At 63.3% G+C, this 15,697-nt stretch carries 17 protein-coding genes and 1 pseudogene; 7 read left to right on the top strand and 11 right to left on the bottom strand.

Going from position 1 to position 15,697, the window contains the following annotated elements; all coding sequences use genetic code 11:
- The first annotated feature begins 235 nt into the window (after positions 1–235).
- Positions 236–3,733 carry a carbamoyl-phosphate synthase large subunit gene (carB, locus tag BLT09_RS17265; protein ID WP_091595024.1) on the top strand — a complete coding sequence of 1,166 codons (3,498 nt, stop codon included), beginning with the start codon at positions 236–238 and terminating at the stop codon, positions 3,731–3,733.
- A 116-nt stretch (positions 3,734–3,849) separates the two neighbouring features.
- On the opposite strand, the gene BLT09_RS17260 is transcribed toward carB, so the two are convergent.
- Both BLT09_RS17260 and BLT09_RS17255 read right to left on the bottom strand, forming a co-directional pair.
- Entirely contained in the window at positions 3,850–4,314 is a 465-nt protein-coding gene (locus tag BLT09_RS17260) for a hypothetical protein (protein WP_091595022.1), read from the bottom strand.
- Positions 4,315–4,704: a DUF6152 family protein gene (locus BLT09_RS17255; protein WP_091595020.1), complete on the bottom strand. Its 390-nt coding sequence runs from the start codon at positions 4,702–4,704 to the stop codon at positions 4,315–4,317.
- 565 nt (positions 4,705–5,269) lie between these two features.
- Here BLT09_RS17255 and BLT09_RS17250 point away from each other — a divergent pair.
- Complete coding sequence (locus BLT09_RS17250) at positions 5,270–5,590, top strand: DUF1476 domain-containing protein (protein WP_031255188.1); 321 nt, start codon at positions 5,270–5,272, stop codon at positions 5,588–5,590.
- Positions 5,591–5,720: 130 nt separating this feature from the next.
- Here the strand turns inward: BLT09_RS17250 and BLT09_RS17245 are convergent, their stop codons facing one another.
- From BLT09_RS17245 to BLT09_RS17225, 5 genes are all read right to left on the bottom strand, one after another.
- Positions 5,721–6,476: a DUF4142 domain-containing protein gene (locus BLT09_RS17245; protein ID WP_236472999.1), complete on the bottom strand. Its 756-nt coding sequence runs from the start codon at positions 6,474–6,476 to the stop codon at positions 5,721–5,723.
- A 75-nt stretch (positions 6,477–6,551) separates the two neighbouring features.
- A complete protein-coding gene (locus BLT09_RS17240; protein ID WP_167366468.1) occupies positions 6,552–7,295 on the bottom strand; it encodes a DUF899 family protein in 744 nt (247 codons plus the stop codon).
- 154 nt (positions 7,296–7,449) lie between these two features.
- On the bottom strand, positions 7,450–7,896 hold the full coding sequence (locus BLT09_RS17235; RefSeq protein WP_091595016.1) for a lysozyme inhibitor LprI family protein: 447 nt from the start codon (positions 7,894–7,896) through the stop codon (positions 7,450–7,452).
- Between the two features lie 157 nt (positions 7,897–8,053).
- Complete coding sequence (locus BLT09_RS17230) at positions 8,054–8,542, bottom strand: GNAT family N-acetyltransferase (protein ID WP_091595014.1); 489 nt, start codon at positions 8,540–8,542, stop codon at positions 8,054–8,056.
- Between the two features lie 5 nt (positions 8,543–8,547).
- Positions 8,548–9,411 carry a lytic transglycosylase domain-containing protein gene (locus BLT09_RS17225; protein ID WP_091595012.1) on the bottom strand — a complete coding sequence of 288 codons (864 nt, stop codon included), beginning with the start codon at positions 9,409–9,411 and terminating at the stop codon, positions 8,548–8,550.
- A 179-nt stretch (positions 9,412–9,590) separates the two neighbouring features.
- Here BLT09_RS17225 and BLT09_RS17220 point away from each other — a divergent pair, with 179 nt between their 5' ends.
- Positions 9,591–10,160: a methylated-DNA--[protein]-cysteine S-methyltransferase gene (locus BLT09_RS17220; RefSeq protein ID WP_091595303.1), complete on the top strand. Its 570-nt coding sequence runs from the start codon at positions 9,591–9,593 to the stop codon at positions 10,158–10,160.
- Between the two features lie 11 nt (positions 10,161–10,171).
- On the opposite strand, the gene BLT09_RS17215 is transcribed toward BLT09_RS17220, so the two are convergent.
- Positions 10,172–10,498 carry a hypothetical protein gene (locus tag BLT09_RS17215; RefSeq protein WP_091595301.1) on the bottom strand — a complete coding sequence of 109 codons (327 nt, stop codon included), beginning with the start codon at positions 10,496–10,498 and terminating at the stop codon, positions 10,172–10,174.
- Positions 10,499–10,828: 330 nt separating this feature from the next.
- Here BLT09_RS17215 and BLT09_RS17210 point away from each other — a divergent pair, with 330 nt between their 5' ends.
- The 3 genes and pseudogenes from BLT09_RS17210 to BLT09_RS17200 all read left to right on the top strand — a co-directional run bounded on the left by BLT09_RS17210 (position 10,829) and on the right by BLT09_RS17200 (position 11,752).
- On the top strand, positions 10,829–11,041 hold the full coding sequence (locus BLT09_RS17210) for a cold-shock protein (RefSeq protein ID WP_023678332.1): 213 nt from the start codon (positions 10,829–10,831) through the stop codon (positions 11,039–11,041).
- Between the two features lie 260 nt (positions 11,042–11,301).
- Positions 11,302–11,502 (top strand): hypothetical protein, encoded by a 201-nt coding sequence (locus tag BLT09_RS17205; RefSeq protein WP_023799785.1) that lies wholly within the window; start codon positions 11,302–11,304, stop codon positions 11,500–11,502.
- Positions 11,499–11,752: pseudogene (locus tag BLT09_RS17200) on the top strand (type II toxin-antitoxin system RelE family toxin). The gene BLT09_RS17205 and the pseudogene BLT09_RS17200 overlap by 4 nt, the downstream one beginning before the upstream one ends.
- 14 nt (positions 11,753–11,766) lie before the next feature.
- Here the strand turns inward: BLT09_RS17200 and BLT09_RS17195 are convergent.
- The 3 genes from BLT09_RS17195 to BLT09_RS17185 all read right to left on the bottom strand — a co-directional run bounded on the left by BLT09_RS17195 (position 11,767) and on the right by BLT09_RS17185 (position 14,282).
- A complete protein-coding gene (locus tag BLT09_RS17195; protein WP_091595299.1) occupies positions 11,767–12,378 on the bottom strand; it encodes a glutathione S-transferase family protein in 612 nt (203 codons plus the stop codon).
- A 117-nt stretch (positions 12,379–12,495) separates the two neighbouring features.
- Positions 12,496–13,350 (bottom strand): EAL domain-containing protein, encoded by an 855-nt coding sequence (locus BLT09_RS17190; RefSeq protein ID WP_091595010.1) that lies wholly within the window; start codon positions 13,348–13,350, stop codon positions 12,496–12,498.
- Positions 13,347–14,282: an EAL domain-containing protein gene (locus BLT09_RS17185; RefSeq protein WP_091595008.1), complete on the bottom strand. Its 936-nt coding sequence runs from the start codon at positions 14,280–14,282 to the stop codon at positions 13,347–13,349. The genes BLT09_RS17190 and BLT09_RS17185 overlap by 4 nt, the downstream gene beginning before the upstream one ends.
- Positions 14,283–14,487: 205 nt before the next feature.
- Here BLT09_RS17185 and BLT09_RS17180 point away from each other — a divergent pair, with 205 nt between their 5' ends.
- Complete coding sequence (locus BLT09_RS17180; protein WP_091595297.1) at positions 14,488–15,690, top strand: pyridoxal phosphate-dependent aminotransferase; 1,203 nt, start codon at positions 14,488–14,490, stop codon at positions 15,688–15,690.
- Positions 15,691–15,697: the final 7 nt, after the last annotated feature.

Here is a 15,697-nt window from a genome sequence, read left to right as displayed (position 1 = left end):
GGCGCTCGAACCACTGCCCTACTGCCCTACTGCCCTACTGCCCTACTGCCCTACTGCCCTACTGCCCTACTGCCCTACTGCCCTACTGCCCTACACTCCGCATTTTAGGGGGTTACATCCGGCAAAACTCTTCCCTATAAGGCCCTCCTAGCCTGATACCAGAATCGCGAGCACAACCGGCCGGGTCTTCCCGTCCGGTTTTTCGTGCAAGCCGCCTGCCGAACGGACCCTCGATATGCCAAGACGCACCGACATCAAGTCGATCCTGATCATCGGGGCCGGCCCCATTGTCATCGGTCAGGCCTGCGAATTCGACTATTCCGGCACCCAGGCCTGCAAGGCGCTCAAGGAAGAGGGTTTTCGCGTCATCCTGGTCAATTCCAACCCGGCCACCATCATGACCGACCCGGAACTGGCCGACGCCACCTATATCGAGCCGATCACGCCGGAAGTGGTGGCCAAGATCATCGCCAAGGAGCGGCCGGACGCGCTGCTGCCGACCATGGGCGGCCAGACCGCGCTCAACACCGCCCTGTCGCTGCGCCGCATGGGCGTGCTCGAGCGCTACAATGTCGAGATGATCGGCGCCGACGCCACGGCAATAGACAAGGCCGAGGACCGGGCGCTGTTTCGCGAGGCGATGAAGAAGATCGGCCTGGAAACGCCAAAATCGATGCTGGCCAACGCCACCGACGTCAAGAACGCCGACCGCAAGACGCATGAGGCCGAACGCGCCGCGCTGAAGGCCGAGAAGCCCGAAAACCTCGACGCCGCGCTCGACGCGCTCGAAACGCGCTGGAACCTCGGCGAGGGCGACCGCAAGCAGCGCTACATCAGCCATGGCATGGCGATCGCCGCACAGGCGCTCGACCATGTCGGCCTGCCCGCCATCATCCGCCCGTCCTTCACCATGGGCGGCACCGGCGGCGGCATCGCCTACAACCGCGCCGAATTCTACGAGATCGTCCAGTCCGGCCTCGACGCCTCGCCGACCACCGAAGTGCTGATTGAGGAAAGCGTGCTCGGCTGGAAGGAGTACGAGATGGAGGTTGTCCGCGACAAGGCCGACAACTGCATCATCGTCTGCTCGATCGAAAACATCGACCCGATGGGCGTGCACACCGGCGACTCGATCACCGTCGCCCCTGCCCTGACCCTGACCGACAAAGAGTACCAGATGATGCGCAACGCCTCGATCGCGGTGCTGCGCGAGATCGGCGTCGAGACCGGCGGTTCCAACGTGCAGTTCGCCGTCAACCCGGCCGACGGCCGCCTGGTGGTGATCGAGATGAACCCGCGCGTCTCGCGCTCGTCGGCTCTCGCCTCCAAGGCGACCGGCTTTCCGATCGCCAAGATCGCGGCGAAGCTCGCCGTCGGCTACACGCTGGACGAGTTGGAGAACGACATCACCGGCGGCGCGACGCCGGCCTCGTTCGAGCCGTCGATCGATTACGTCGTCACCAAAATCCCGCGCTTTGCCTTCGAGAAATTCCCTGGCGCCGAGCCGGTGCTGACCACGGCGATGAAGTCGGTCGGCGAGGTCATGGCCATCGGCCGCACTTTTCAGGAATCGCTGCAGAAGGCGCTGCGCGGACTGGAAACCGGCCTCACCGGCCTCGATGAGATCGAGATCCCCGGCATCGCGCACGGCGCGGCCAGCCACGCCGACGACCGCAACGCCATCCGCGCTGCCCTCGGCACGCCGACGCCCGACCGGCTGCGCATGGTGGCGCAGGCGATCCGCATGGGCACCTCTCTGGAAGACGTGCACGCCATGTGCAAGATCGACCCGTGGTTCCTCGAACAGATCGCCGGCATCCTCAACATGGAAGCCCGCATTCGCGAGCACGGCATTCCCGAAGACGCCGCCAATCTGCGCATGCTGAAGGCGATGGGTTTCTCCGATGCCCGCCTCGCGTCCCTGGTCAGGAAAGACGTCGAAGAGGTTCAAAAGATACGCGAAAAGCTAGACGTTCATCCGGTTTACAAGCGCATTGATACTTGCGCCGCCGAGTTCGCCTCGCCGACCGCCTACATGTACTCGACCTATGAGGTGCCCTTCGCCGGCGCGCTCGCCAACGAGGCGCAAGTCTCGTCGCGGAAAAAAGTCGTCATCCTCGGCGGCGGCCCGAACCGCATCGGCCAGGGCATCGAGTTCGACTATTGCTGCTGCCACGCCGCCTTTGCGCTGCGCGACGCCGGCTTCGAGGCGATCATGGTCAACTGCAACCCGGAGACCGTGTCGACCGACTACGACACCTCGGACCGGCTCTATTTCGAGCCGCTGACGCCGGAGGACGTTTTGGAGATCCTGCGCGCCGAGCAGGCGTCGGGCGAGCTGGTCGGCGTCATCGTCCAATTCGGCGGCCAGACGCCGCTGAAGCTGGCGGATGCGCTGGAGAAGGCCGGCATCCCGATCCTCGGCACTTCGCCCGACATGATCGATCTCGCCGAAGACCGCGACCGCTTCCAGAAGTTGTTGCACAAGCTCGGCCTCAGCCAGCCGAAGAACGGCATCGCCTATTCGGTCGAGCAGGCCCGCCTCGTCGCCGGCGAGCTCGGCTTCCCGCTGGTGGTTCGCCCGTCCTATGTGCTCGGCGGCCGCGCCATGCAAATCATCCACGACGAGAGCATGCTGCAATCCTATCTGCTCGACACCGTGCCCGGCCTGGTGCCGGAGGACATCAAGCAGAAATACCCCAACGACAAGACAGGCCAGATCAACACACTGCTGGGCAAGAACCCGCTGCTGTTCGACACCTATCTCTCGGGCGCCATCGAGGTTGATGTCGACTGTCTGTGCGACGGCAAGTCGACCTTCGTCTCCGGCATCCTGGAGCACATCGAGGAGGCCGGTATCCATTCGGGCGACAGCGCCTGCTCGCTGCCGGTGCACTCGCTGCCGTCGGAGCTCGTCGACGAACTGGAGCGCCAGACGGCCGCACTTGCCCGCGCGCTCAATGTCGGCGGCCTGATGAACGTGCAGTACGCGATCAAGGACGGCACCGTTTATGTGCTCGAGGTCAACCCGCGCGCGTCGCGCACCGTGCCCTTCGTCGCCAAGACCATCGGCCGCCCCATCGCGAAAATTGCCGCCCGCATCATGGCCGGCGAGAGCCTGGAAGACGCCTTCGCCCATTACGGCGCCATGCCCGACCCCAGAAATCCCGGCCACATCGCGGTCAAGGAAGCGGTGTTCCCCTTCGCCCGCTTCCCCGGCGTCGACATCTTGCTCGGGCCGGAAATGCGCTCGACCGGCGAGGTCATGGGCCTCGACCGCGACTTCGCGCTGGCTTTCGCCAAGAGCCAGCTAGGAGCGGGTGTTGATCTCCCCCGCGCCGGCACGCTGTTCGTTTCGGTGCGCGACGAGGACAAGAAGGGCATCCTGCCGGCGGTCAAGCGTCTCGCCGGCCAGGGTTTCAAGGTAATGGCCACCTCGGGCACCGCCCGCTTCCTCGCCGAGAACGGCGTCGCTGCCGAGAAAATAAACAAGGTGCTGGAAGGCCGCCCGCACATCGAGGACGCCATCCGCAATCGCCAGGTGCAGATCGTCTTCAACACCACGGACGGCCAGAAGGCGGTGTCGGACTCAAAATCGCTGCGCCGCGCGACGCTGATGCAGAAGGTGCCGTATTACACGACGCTCTCGGGTGCGGCGGCAGTGGCGGAGGCGATCGCGGCGCTGCGGGCGGGGAACCTGGAAGTGCGCCCGCTGCAGGAGTATTTTGCCTAGGCGATTAGCTGATCTCCCCCCAAGTGAGGGAGATGGCCGGCAGGCCAGAGGGGGCGCTGTCCCGCCAACGCTACAGCACCCTGATCCGTCCAGAGCACGCTGTGCCGAGCCCCGCCTCAGTTAAGAAACCCAATGAACCGTCCGGCGAAAAGCACGGACGTCCACAGCACCAGCGAGAGCACAGCCAGGATAGTGACGGTACCGCCGGGCGGCTCGTCGCCGCCTTTTGCGTGGCGCATGAAGGTGAGAAAATTGGCGACGGCGAGGAGTATGAGCGTCATCTTGGTGAGAAAAATCGGCATCGCCGCATACTCTCTCGCCCTGACTGAAAAGAGCAGCGACCCGGTGACAAGCGCGCCGGCGAACGCGGTAAATGCGGTGCGGCGCAGCAGCGTGACGAACGGCACGTACGGCAGCGAGCGGAAGGCGCCGAGGATCCTTAGGTCCATGAGCCAGACGCTGGTCAGCAGCGCGCCGATCGACATAATGTGCAGCGCATTGACTATGGGATAGGCGACGAAGGAGGCTTTCAGCCCCCTTACGATGGCGAGTTGCTCGATGCCGGCAAGGAACTCGTCCATTCAAGCCGGCGGCACGCGGTCGGGGTAGACGTCATAAGCCTTGCCGTTGACGATGACGCGGGCTGCTTTCATCCACTTCTCGGTCTCGTCGCGCGAGCGGTGGCCGATCGCGGTCACCTCGTCGCCGACCTTGGCGACCTCCTCGGTGAAGCCGGCGGCAATGGTACGGGACGGCGGCGCCAAATCCACCCGCCAGGCCTCTCCGTCGGCGTCGACATCCAATGTGGCGTGCGGATTGCCGATATAGATGGCTGTGATCTTGCCCCGGAGCTCAAAAAACCCATCCTGGGTCCACGACCAGCCGTGATGGGCGTAAGCTGCGGTGCCAGCGGCAAGGATCACTGCCGCTGCCAGCGTGACGCTCCGAATCCCGTTGAAAGGTGACTGCATCGCTCGCCTCCTCGGCTCATCCCGCCAATCGAGAGTAGGTCACGGCGCGGCAACGTCAAATCACATCGGTGCGAAGGGCATCGGCCACGCGATCGATTGTCGAAGCCGGCACGCCGCCCCTGACCCCCCTGCCGGGCACCACACGTCAAACATTCCGCAGCAGGCGCCGCCGGCGAAGCTGCCGATCTCCCCCCTTGCGGGGGAGATGCCCGGCAGGGCAGAGGGGGGGTACTGTCCCTCCGACCTGTCAACCGATTATAGCCACGCCCTCAGGCTGTTTCCGGTTGGGAATGGGTTAAAATCGAGAGGTGGCGATCCTTCCCCCTCTGTCCTGCCGGACATCCTCCCCCCAAGGGGGGAGATCGGATGCCGCGCTGGCTTTCGCCAACCACCAACGCTGAAAGGCAGGGCGGTGAGCGGCAGCGCCAACCCGAAGCGATTGCCCTGCGGAATGAACGGTCCGGGTCTTGCTTATGACATCCATGCACGCCATGTTCGGCCCCTACCGCCGCTCTTCTTCTCCATCGGATGAAGGTCGGAGACTCACACCTGAACGAGGCAAATTATGAGCAGTATGAGAGACCGTCAGGAAGGCTTCGAAAAGAAGTTTGCGATGGACGAGGACACGAAGTTCAGGGCCATGGCGCGCCGCAACAAGCTGCTCGGCCTATGGGCCGCCGAAAAGCTCGGCAAGTCAGGCGAGGACGCCGACGCCTATGCGAAAGAGGTGGTGCGCGCAGACTTCGAAGAGGCCGGGGACGACGACGTGTTGCGCAAAATACGCGCCGATTTCGACGCTGCGGGCGTCGCCCAGTCGGATGTTCAGATTCGCGGCGTCATGAACGACCTGCTGGCGACGGCTGTCGAGCAGATCAAAAACAGCTGAGAGAGCGCCAACTTAAAGCGTGTCGCGACGTGCTTTAAGTTCTCGTTTATGCGTTTCCCAAAATCGCTGCGCATCTCGGGTCAGGCCCAGGGTCAGGCCCGAGGGGCATGCGTTTGGGTGACGACATGCATTAGCTGTGTGCTGCCACCAGATCCTTTAGGCGCTCTTCGTGCATCCGCAGCGTCGGTAGCGTCTTCTTGGCGAATTCCTTCAGCGCCGGGTCTTCACCCGACTGCGCATAGGTTGAAAACAGCGCCAACGCCTGCTTGTGCGCCTCGGTCTGCAGGAGGATGAATTTCGCCTGGAATTCATCGCCATCAAGGTTCTTGAGCTGGTCCAGCATCGCCTGGTCTTTCGGCAGCAAAGCCGGGCCGCTCGCTGTCACCGAGGCCGTGATCTGGCTCTGTTCGAGAGCTGCCTTGAAATCCTCGCCAGCCTTGGTGTGATCCCTGACCATCAGCGAGGCGAAATCCTTCACATCGGCGGCGACATTCTTTTGTTCGGCCAGCTTGCTGCTTTCAATCTCGAACCGATTGGCGCTGGGGACGGTTCTGGAGAAGGTCTCGGTGTCGATCTTGGTTTGGCCGACAGCAGGTATATCGGCCGGCGTGGCGGATTGGGCTAGGGCCGCCGGCGCGCTGGCAAGCAAGGCGACCATGGCAAGCGTGAGATTTGTTTTCACAGGAAATCTCCGAGTTTGTGATCCTCGGAGAGTCCAACGCGACACCAGCGGCGAAGTTGCGCCTTCCTTCTCTCCTTTGTGGGAGAAGGTGGCCGAGCGAAGCTCGGTCGGACAAGGGGTGTTCCAGCTTGGCGGTACACTTGATGGAGCAGCCATCAGCGCAGAGACGGTGCACATTTGCCAACGCCTCATTTCTTCCAGCACCCCTCATCCATCGCGGCGCTACGCGCCGATCCACCTTCTCCCACAAGGGGACAAGGGGAGAAGGCAAGGACCCACTCAGTGGCAGCACGCGCCGTTATATTGCAACTGCTCGTCCCAGTTCGGCCGGCCCTCCGGTGTGAAATCCATCAGGTTCCACAAGGGCTCGCAAGTGCCGATGGCGCGCGGGTCCTGGCCGGGTTCGGACGGCGCGAAGCCAAGCTCCGAGCTCCAGAAATGGCGGATGCCATCGGCGTCGCGATGGAACACCGACAGCATCGGCAACTGCGCGCCGTCGTCGGCCTCGGCGTGGTAGTCGCGCTTGAAGCTGTTGCCTGCCGAGGAGAGCAGCCGCATGTTCGTCCAGCCGCGATCGCGGCCAAGCGTGATCAGGTTTTCAAGCGCGGTCTTGCCCACAACCGCGAAATTGAAGCCGGCGGCCTCGAGATGGCCGATGGCGCCGTCGAACTGGTCGAGCAGCGCCGTGCAGGACGGGCATGGCTGATCGGCCCGCGCGAGCTTGGCCGTGCCGCCGCTTGTTGCCACGTCGCGCGTCTCCTGCGGGTGGCGCGGAAACATCATCGAGTAGACGATCAGCGTGTCCTTGCCAGGCGAAAACAGCTCCGACAGTTTTATCCGGGCCGGCTTGCCATCGTCGCCAAGCCCGTCGAACACATAATCCTGAGGCACCAGCCCGCCCGGCGGCAGCCCACGGCGGGCGACGGCCACATCCTCCATGGCGCGGCGCAGCTCGATTTCCTTCTGCAAGAGGATTTCGCGGGCGGCGCGATATTCAGCGGATTCGTTGGGAAAGGTGATCATCGTCATCTCCATCTGCCGTGCTTTTGGCGGTGCGCGCCCTATGCGGCAGCGCACCTTGCCTCTCAAGGACGCATGGCGAGGCAGGGTTCCGACATTTTGCACGCCTGGCCCGGCGATAAGGCCTTAACGGCTCCGCCTTCGCCAGCGACAGAGGCTACTGCGGCGGCACCGGGCAGCTCGTGTCGCCCTCCTGGCAGTTGAGATAGCCCTGAAAATCCTTCAGCCGGTCGTTGGTGAGGCTCTCCTTGCAGCCGACGATAACCATCGGATACATGCTGCCTGTCATATCGGGCGAGCCGCCCTGGAAAGCGCATTCGGCATCGCGAAAGGCGACCCAGGCGCGCTGCGCGCCGACCAGCAGCTTCTTCGTCGCCGCGTCGTCCTTCAGCCGGCCTTCGATCTGCCTGTAGGCGTGGTTGAGCTTCTTGTCGGCTTCGGTGAACGACTTGCCGGCGCATTCGTTCATGGAAGCCTGGTCCTGTGCGTTGGCGCAATCGTCGGCGCGCGCGACGCCCGCAAGAAGCGGAAGGGCGAGGATCACCAGACCCGTTTTGGCCAGACCGGTTTTGGCCAGACCGGTTTTGAAAAGTAAAAGCCGCATCGTGTTTCTCCGGTTTCGGTCGAGACCCCGCCCGCGGCACGAAAGCCGCAGGATCGCAGCTTAACGCCCGAACGGTTGCCGGCAAGATGCAGCCTGCCGCCTTGGTGGACACTTCGTTTCCGCACCATGCTCGCTGATCGGCTCCGCCAACCGCTCCTCACCCCGCCCAGTCAACTTCGAACATCCCCAGCCGCTCGTAGAGCCTGACCGCGGCTGCATTCTCAACCGTGTTGGTTTTGAGATCGACATGCGCAGCGCTTCGTGCGTGAAAGGTGGTGAAGACGTGCCACATCAGCGCTTCGGCGATGCCTCGGCCGCGCGCCTCGGGGTGGACGGCAAGGTCTTTGACGAACGCCCTCGTCCAGCACAATGCCGCGCCTGCCAGCCGACCCTTGCTGTCGATGACCAGGAAACACAAGGCAGGGTCGAATTCCGCGTCGCTTGAAATGCGCGGCCACCATTCGTCGAACGGCCCGTCGGCGCCATCGTCGAAGACGGTGGTCAGCAGCGTATGCAAAGCCAGCGCGTCGGCGGCCTCAAAACCGCGCATGACGAAACCTTCCGGCCAGCGCGGCGGGGCGAGCGTATCGTCGAGGATCTTGCGCAGCCTTATGTCGTTCGGCGCCGGCGGGCGCGGCTCAGGCATGGCGTTCAGGCGTCGGGCTGCAGGCGACGCCGACTGCGGTCGCGGCCCAGGCCGGTTTGTTCCAGCATGCCCTTGCGCTTGGCATCGTAATAATAGCCGCTCTGGTAGAGCCGGTCGGCGCGCTTGGCGTTGCCGCCGGCCACCAGCCAGGCGCCACGCAGATATTTCACCGCATATTTCAGATTGGTCTCGGCGTCGAACAACCCGCTCGCCGGCCCGTCATAGCCCATGCCGCGCGCCGTCGCATGCTTGATCTGCATCAGCCCCCAGTGGCCGCGATTGTAGGCCTTGGGATTGAAGGTGCTCTCGCGCTTGACGACGCGGCGCACCAGATCGACCGGAACCTGATAGAGGACGGCATATTTCTCGATCAGCCGCTCGATCTCGCCGCGCGGTCCCGCGGAATACTGTTTGGCAGGGCTGGTCGAAAGCAGGGCGGACGGATTCTCAGGCAGGGTGTAGGCGACCTGCTGGACGCCTGGCATCGTCTTGCCTGTCTCGCCGGTGACCGGCATCGCAACGGCGGCGGTCGCATAGACAGGCGCTGTGCCGGCTGGCGCGGCATCGGCCGTCATGACTGAAGGTGCAGTTGCGGCCAACGGGGTCGGGCCGGCAAAGGCCGCTGGCTGGACAGGCGTCGCGGCGGGGTCGACGGCCAGCGCCGCGGTCTGGACAGGCGTGACGCCGGACGATTCCGGCAGCACCGAAACCGTGTCGGGCAGCGCCAGCGCATAGCCGGCGTCGCTACCAGCTGCGGCGGTTTCAGTCAGGGAAGGCACGGCCTTGGTCTGCGCGGTCGAAGTGCAGCCGCTGAGACCGGCCGCAGCGAGCATCACGCCGATCGCGGAAAAGATGATTTTTGCTGGCAAGCCGCGCTCGGGTCCGGTTCGTCTGTTAAGAAGTCCTTACACCAGCGGCTTTCCCCCGGCAATCCGCAGCCAGTTGGGATTTCCAATGGTTTTCGGGTGGCAACAGACCCCTGAGAATGCGATATCTCGTTCTCGATATGTACTGGATTGCCGTTCGTTCCCAGGGAAAGGAGCACATCATGGAAGACACCTCTCAAGCCATCGCCGGCCACGCCGTCTTCGAAACCGTGATCGGCTTCATCGGCATCGCCTGGAGCGAGGCCGGGCTGACGAGGCTTTGCCTGCCCCAGCGCAGCCGCGACGCCGTGGAACGGCGGTTGCTGCGCCATGCCGGCAACGCCGCTTCGAGCGCCCGACCGCAATGGGTTGCCGAGCTGATCGCGTCGATAAAGGCCTATGCCGCCGGCGAGGACGTGGATTTCTCCGGTGTGCCGGTCGATCTCACCGGTGTCGACGATTTCCGCCTCTCAATCTACGACGCGGCGCGCAAGCTCGCCTATGGCGAGACCACCACCTATGGCGAACTGGCCAGGCGCGCCGGCCATGCCGGGCTGGCGCGAGAGACGGGCGCCGCGCTCGGCGCCAACCCGGTGCCGCTGGTCATCCCTTGCCACCGCATTCTTGCCGCCGGCGGCAAGATCGGCGGTTTTTCAGCGCCGGGCGGCTCGACCACCAAAGAGAAGATGCTGACGATGGAAGGCGTGCGCGTCGGTCCGCCGCCGCCGGCGCAGGTCTCTTTTGGATTTTGAGGCCGACATTGCTAGTCCGGAAAGATGCGCCGGCGGAAATGCCGGTCTGTTTCCACGCGCTTGCACTTGTAGACGATGCAGGAGTTGGTATCGGCGCTCGGCACCGAAGCGCGTGCCCTGACCTCGCCCATGCTGCAGAAACGTTGGCTCCGCACATAACGGTCGTAGAGCGGCAGCCCCGGCGTGCGCGTCGACTGATAACGCAGGATGACGGCGCCTTCGCGTGCGATCGTCGCGCGCACCGTGCCGCAGCTCATTCGGCTCGGGTCATAGCGCGAGATCGCCTGCGCCTCGGCGGCGACCAGCGTCAGGCAGGTGGCAAACAGGACAGTTTTCATGGTCCTCTCCCCAAACAGGACCGGACGCTCGGAGGCGGCACGATCCTTCCCCGCAGCGTGCGCCATAGGCCATGCGACCCGGCGCAACGCCCGACGTTCAACGCTTTCACGCGATTGGGGCGGCCATTGGGCAGCGCCGCATCAGCGCCTTTTTTCGTGCAGTCTTGTTTTTTGCGGAGAAGCGGACTATATGAGGTCCATTGATATTTCGGCCGATCGATCCGGGCCTCGCGATATTCGCGTTTGCTGACGTCTATCCCCAAAATCTCGATACAAACCGGCTGGACTTCGGTTCAGTCAAGCTAAAGCAAACGTATAAGGACTATCGAAATGGCAACAGGTACGGTCAAGTGGTTTAATTCCACCAAGGGTTTCGGCTTCATCCAGCCTGACAGCGGCGGCGCGGACGTTTTCGTCCACATCTCCGCAGTCGAGCGCGCTGGACTGTCGACCCTGGTCGAAGGCCAGAAGATCAACTTCGAGATCGAGCAGGACCGCCGCACTGGCAAGTCGTCCGCTGGATCTCTGAGCAAGGCAGCCTGATTTTGCGAATGGCGCGCGCCAGGCGATAGCTCGGGGCGCGCGGCAAGTCACGGATGTACTGACGGTCGCGCGAGAAGCGCGCCGGAGCGGAAAGAACCCGACAAGCCGAAGCAGCAGATTGCTGCCGGCCCGGCCAAAGCGCTCCCGATCAGGCTACCAAGCATGGGAAGGCGGGATTTTGTCCCGCCTTTTTGCTGTCCGGATTTCCGGATGAAGCAGCTACCTTGGCCTTATTGTGCCAATCATGGTATTTTTAGGCGATGAGCAAGCTTGAACAGATTGAGAAATCCGTCGCCGAACTGAGCCCTGAGGAACTGAAGGCATTTGCCGCCTGGTTCGAGGCACTGAAAGCGGAGATGTGGGATCGGCAGATCGAAGCCGACGCCAAGGCTGGCAGGCTGGATAAACTTGCCGAGCAGGCCTTGGCCGACCATCGCGCCGGCCGGACCCGGTCTTTGTGAATCATGTCGCCACTCCCTTATTCTGGGAGGCTTATGCAAAACTGCCCTCATCGATCAGAGCAAAGGCGGACAAACGTTTCGCCAAGCTGCGTTCTGACCCGTTTCACCCGTCGCTGCATTTCAAACAGGTCGGACGCTATTGGTCGGCGCGGGTTGATCTCAACTACCGCGCCGTAGCTGTCCGTGACCACGATGACTTGTCTGGTTTTGGATCGGCACCCACTCCGAATATGACCGCCTCCTGAAGTAGCCGTAAGGACAGAACTACCCCAGCCACTCCATCGGCACATGCCCAGGATCAGTCTCGACCCGTTTCAGCCAGGCCGCCACCGCCGGGTAGGCGTCGAGCTGAAAACCGCCCATCTCGGCCGTATGCGTATAGGCATAGAGCGCGATGTCGGCGACGCTCAAGGCCTCGCCGGCAAAGAACGCACTGCCCGCCAGATGCTTGTTCATCACGCCGAGCGCCTTGTTGCCGCGCTCAAGCGTCAGCGCCAGCCGTTCCGGCGTCGCGTCCTTGGCCCGTTCGGGAAAGGTCAGCAGCGCCTTGCGCACCGCGATATAGGGTTCGTGGCTGTACTGCTCGAAGAACAGCCATTGATAGGCCAGTGCCCGTTCGTATTTGTCGGCCGGCAGCAACCGCGTGCCTTCGGCGAGATAGAGCAGAATGGCGTTGGATTCGGCAAGCCGCCGGCCGTCGTCGAGCTCGAGCAGCGGCACCATGGCGTTCGGGTTCTTGGCGACATAGTCCGGCTTGCGCGTGTCGCCGGTGTGCGAGCTGACCTCGACATTCGTGAAAGCGATGCCGAGCTTGGCCATCAACAGGCGCGGCTTGTAGCAATTGCCGCTGTCGATCATTCCATAGAGTATGGTCATTCTTGCTCCCATCGCCGCTCCCCTCGGCGGAGCCGCCTTTACCGGCAATTATCCTGGCAGCGACGGCTTCCTCCAGTGATTTGTTTTGGCGCAACCATCAGCGACGCCGCTGATGGATCACCCAAACAACGGCACGACGTTGTTGGCCATGCCAAGCAGCCTGTCGATGGGCAGCGGCTCCTCGTCGAAGACCGTGCCGGCCAGCGCCGGCCGGGCAAGGTAAAATCCCTGCATCAGGTCAACGCCGCCGTCCAGCGCGACGCGCAGATGCGTGGCTTGCTCGATGCCTTCGACCAGCACCTTGGCGCCGCGGTCATGCAGCGCGGAGACCAGCGGCCGGAAAAACCGTTCGGCGGCGGCATGGCGGCAGAATTCCGCGAACCAGGTGCCGTCGATCTTGACGATGTCGGGCTGGACAAGGGCGACCCGCTCTTCCGTCGAATGCCCGGTGCCGAAATCGTCGATGGCGATACGGATGCCGTCACGCCGCATCTCGCGCGCCAGGCTGACGAGCACCTTGTCTTCGGCCGCCTGTTCGGTGATCTCGCAGACCAGCATGCTGGGGTGCAGGTCGAACTCGGCGAGACGCCTGGTCATCAGCCTGATTTCTGCCAGCGCTCGCCCGGGGTCATCGTTGATCAGCGGATTGTAGTTGAAGAACAGGTCGAGCCCGCCGACGCCGATGTTGCGGAAATTCCGCAGGTGCAGCACCCGGCACATCGTCTCGACGAACAGGCGATCCGCCACGGGGATGCCCTCGAAGAATACGCGCGGCGCGACCGGCCTGCCGGCGCGGTGCGGCTCGATCAGGCCTTCGACGGCGACGGCCTTCAAAAACCTGCCGCGCGGCGCAAAGATCGGCTGGTAGGCGCTCCTCAGCCGGAACGCGCCATAGACGCCATATTCGATCCCGACTTCGTCGGCAAAGATTGCCTCGCCGACATTGCGCCGCCTGTCGGGCCGCCCGGTCATGGCACCACCTTGCGCCCGAAAGCCCGTTTCGGCCGCGGCGAAGGCGAGACGGTCGCAGGCGCCGCGCCGGTGTCAGGCGCCGTCACCGGCATCTGCCTTTCCTTGCCGAAGACTTGGCTTTCCTTGCCGAAGACTTGGCTTTCGTTGCCGAAGACGTGAAAGCTGGTCGGTGCAAGCTCCGGGCGCGCCAGCGCAAATCCCTGCACCATCGAGGCTCCCGATTTCTCGGCCAGTTCAAGCTGCCAGCCCTCCTCGATGCCCTCGAACACGGTGCGGATGCCTTGCTGTTCGAAACTTGCCACCATGGCGGTCAGCAGCGCGAAACCGGCGCCGGACTCCATCAGTTGCATGATCCAGTTGGCGTCGAATTTGACGATGTCAGGCCTGAGCTCCTTGATCCGGTTGATGTCGGACTCTTCGGCGCCGTAGTCGTCGACCGCGATGCGAAACCCGTTGGCCCTGAGCGCCTCGACGAAATTGTAGAGCGTTTCCTGCGACGCCGACTTTTGCTCGGTCACCTCGCAGACGACGCGGTTCGCATCGATCCCGGCCTCATGCAGCACCAGCCGCATGTCGCGCAGCGCACTGTCGGCGATGCTGCGATCGGTGAACACCGACGGATCGAAGTTGATGAAAATGAATGCCTCCTGCGGCAGGCAGGCGCCGGCGTTCAAAAGGTGCAGCGTCCTTGTCAGCGCCTCGATATGCAGGCGGTCGACCGTCGGACAGGCGTTGAAAAAACTCACCGGCGTCTGCGGCTCGGCGTCGCGGAACGGCCGGATCAGGCCCTCGAATCCGGTGATGGACAATTTGCCGTTGCTGAAGGCAAAAATCGGCTGGAAGGCGCTTTGCAGCGTATAATTGCCCCAGACACCGCTGGCGGTGCCGTCGTCGTGACGGACGATATGGGCAAGCCCGATGCTGCGCGACACGGTTCCTCCCGTTGCGAGACTGGTGGAATGGGTCGTGATCCAGCCACCCCGGGTTTTACCGCGGGTAAGTGAATTTATTGTTGCCGGATTTGCCGGGGGATTTGAGGTCTGGCTCATCCGACAATGCTTGCGCTTGGCGGGATGATGCGACATGAGAGACGCCGCGGTCGGACGCACCGCCAAGCCTACAGGAGACAACGCCGTCATGGCCTTTCTTGCCGACGCCCTTTCCCGCGTAAAGCCTTCCGCGACCATCGCAGTGACGCAGAAAGCGCGCGAGCTGAAAAACGCCGGCCGTGACGTGATCGGGCTGGGTGCCGGCGAACCGGACTTCGACACGCCGGACAATATCAAGAACGCTGCGATCGAGGCCATCCGCCGCGGCGAAACGAAATATCCTCCAGTTTCCGGCATCGTGCCGCTGCGCGAGGCAATCGCCCAAAAATTCAAGCGCGAGAACAATCTCGATTACCGGCCGGAGCAGACCATCGTCGGCACCGGCGGCAAGCAGATCCTGTTCAATGCCTTCATGGCGACGCTGAACCCCGGCGACGAGGTCATCATTCCGAGGCCGTACTGGGTCAGCTATCCCGAGATGGTAGCGATCTGCGGCGGCACCCCGGCATTTGCCGACACCTCCATCGACAACGGCTTCAAGCTGACGGCGACGGCGTTGCAAAAGGCGATCACACCGCGCACCAAATGGCTGTTGATGAACTCACCGTCGAACCCTTCGGGCGCCGCCTACAGCGAGGCTGAGTTGCGCGCTCTGGCCGACGTGCTGCTCGAACACCCCGATGTCTGGGTGCTGACCGACGACATGTACGAGCACCTGATCTACGGCGATTTCGTCTTCACGACCATCGCCGAGGTCGAGCCGAAGCTTTATGAGCGCACCCTGACCATGAACGGCGTGTCGAAGGCCTATGCGATGACAGGCTGGCGCATCGGCTACGCGGCCGGGCCGCTGGCGCTGATCAAGGCGATGGACATGATCCAGGGCCAGCAGACCTCCGGCGCCTGCACCATTGCCCAGTGGGCATCGGTCGAGGCGCTGAACGGTCCGCAGGACTTCATTGCGAAAAACAAGGCGATTTTCCAGGCGAGGCGCGATCTCGTCGTGTCGATGCTCAATCAGGCGCGCGGCATCACATGTCCGTCTCCCGAAGGGGCTTTCTACGTCTATCCGTCCTGTTCCCAGTTGATCGGCAAGAAGACCAAAGCCGGCAAGCTGATCGACAGCGACGAAGCCTTCTGCTCGGAACTGCTCGAGGCCGAGGGCGTGGCGGTCGTGTTCGGTTCGGCATTCGGCCTCGGCCCGAACTTCCGCATCTCCTATGCCACGTCGGAGGCGTTGCTCGAAGAGGCCTGCGCCCGCATCCAGCGCTTCACCGCCTCGCTGACCTGATCAAGCG

The sequence above is a fragment of the Mesorhizobium muleiense genome (genome assembly GCF_900099905.1).
Lineage (GTDB): Bacteria > Pseudomonadota > Alphaproteobacteria > Rhizobiales > Rhizobiaceae > Mesorhizobium > Mesorhizobium muleiense.
The sequence above is the reverse complement of the archived record's forward strand: the minus strand, read 5'-3'. Positions and strand labels throughout refer to the sequence as shown.

Bases quoted from the DNA above. Each gene is read 5' to 3' on its own strand.
- carB (WP_091595024.1), top strand. From the start codon at position 236: ATGCCAAGACGCACCGACATCAAGTCGATCCTGATCATCGGGGCCGGC.
- BLT09_RS17260 (WP_091595022.1), bottom strand. From the start codon at position 4,314: ATGGACGAGTTCCTTGCCGGCATCGAGCAACTCGCCATCGTAAGGGGG.
- BLT09_RS17255 (WP_091595020.1), bottom strand. From the start codon at position 4,704: ATGCAGTCACCTTTCAACGGGATTCGGAGCGTCACGCTGGCAGCGGCA.
- BLT09_RS17250 (WP_031255188.1), top strand. From the start codon at position 5,270: ATGAGCAGTATGAGAGACCGTCAGGAAGGCTTCGAAAAGAAGTTTGCG.
- BLT09_RS17240 (WP_167366468.1), bottom strand. From the start codon at position 7,295: ATGATCACCTTTCCCAACGAATCCGCTGAATATCGCGCCGCCCGCGAA.
- BLT09_RS17235 (WP_091595016.1), bottom strand. From the start codon at position 7,896: ATGCGGCTTTTACTTTTCAAAACCGGTCTGGCCAAAACCGGTCTGGCC.
- BLT09_RS17230 (WP_091595014.1), bottom strand. From the start codon at position 8,542: ATGCCTGAGCCGCGCCCGCCGGCGCCGAACGACATAAGGCTGCGCAAG.
- BLT09_RS17220 (WP_091595303.1), top strand. From the start codon at position 9,591: ATGGAAGACACCTCTCAAGCCATCGCCGGCCACGCCGTCTTCGAAACC.
- BLT09_RS17215 (WP_091595301.1), bottom strand. From the start codon at position 10,498: ATGAAAACTGTCCTGTTTGCCACCTGCCTGACGCTGGTCGCCGCCGAG.
- BLT09_RS17210 (WP_023678332.1), top strand. From the start codon at position 10,829: ATGGCAACAGGTACGGTCAAGTGGTTTAATTCCACCAAGGGTTTCGGC.
- BLT09_RS17205 (WP_023799785.1), top strand. From the start codon at position 11,302: ATGAGCAAGCTTGAACAGATTGAGAAATCCGTCGCCGAACTGAGCCCT.
- BLT09_RS17195 (WP_091595299.1), bottom strand. From the start codon at position 12,378: ATGACCATACTCTATGGAATGATCGACAGCGGCAATTGCTACAAGCCG.
- BLT09_RS17190 (WP_091595010.1), bottom strand. From the start codon at position 13,350: ATGACCGGGCGGCCCGACAGGCGGCGCAATGTCGGCGAGGCAATCTTT.
- BLT09_RS17180 (WP_091595297.1), top strand. From the start codon at position 14,488: ATGGCCTTTCTTGCCGACGCCCTTTCCCGCGTAAAGCCTTCCGCGACC.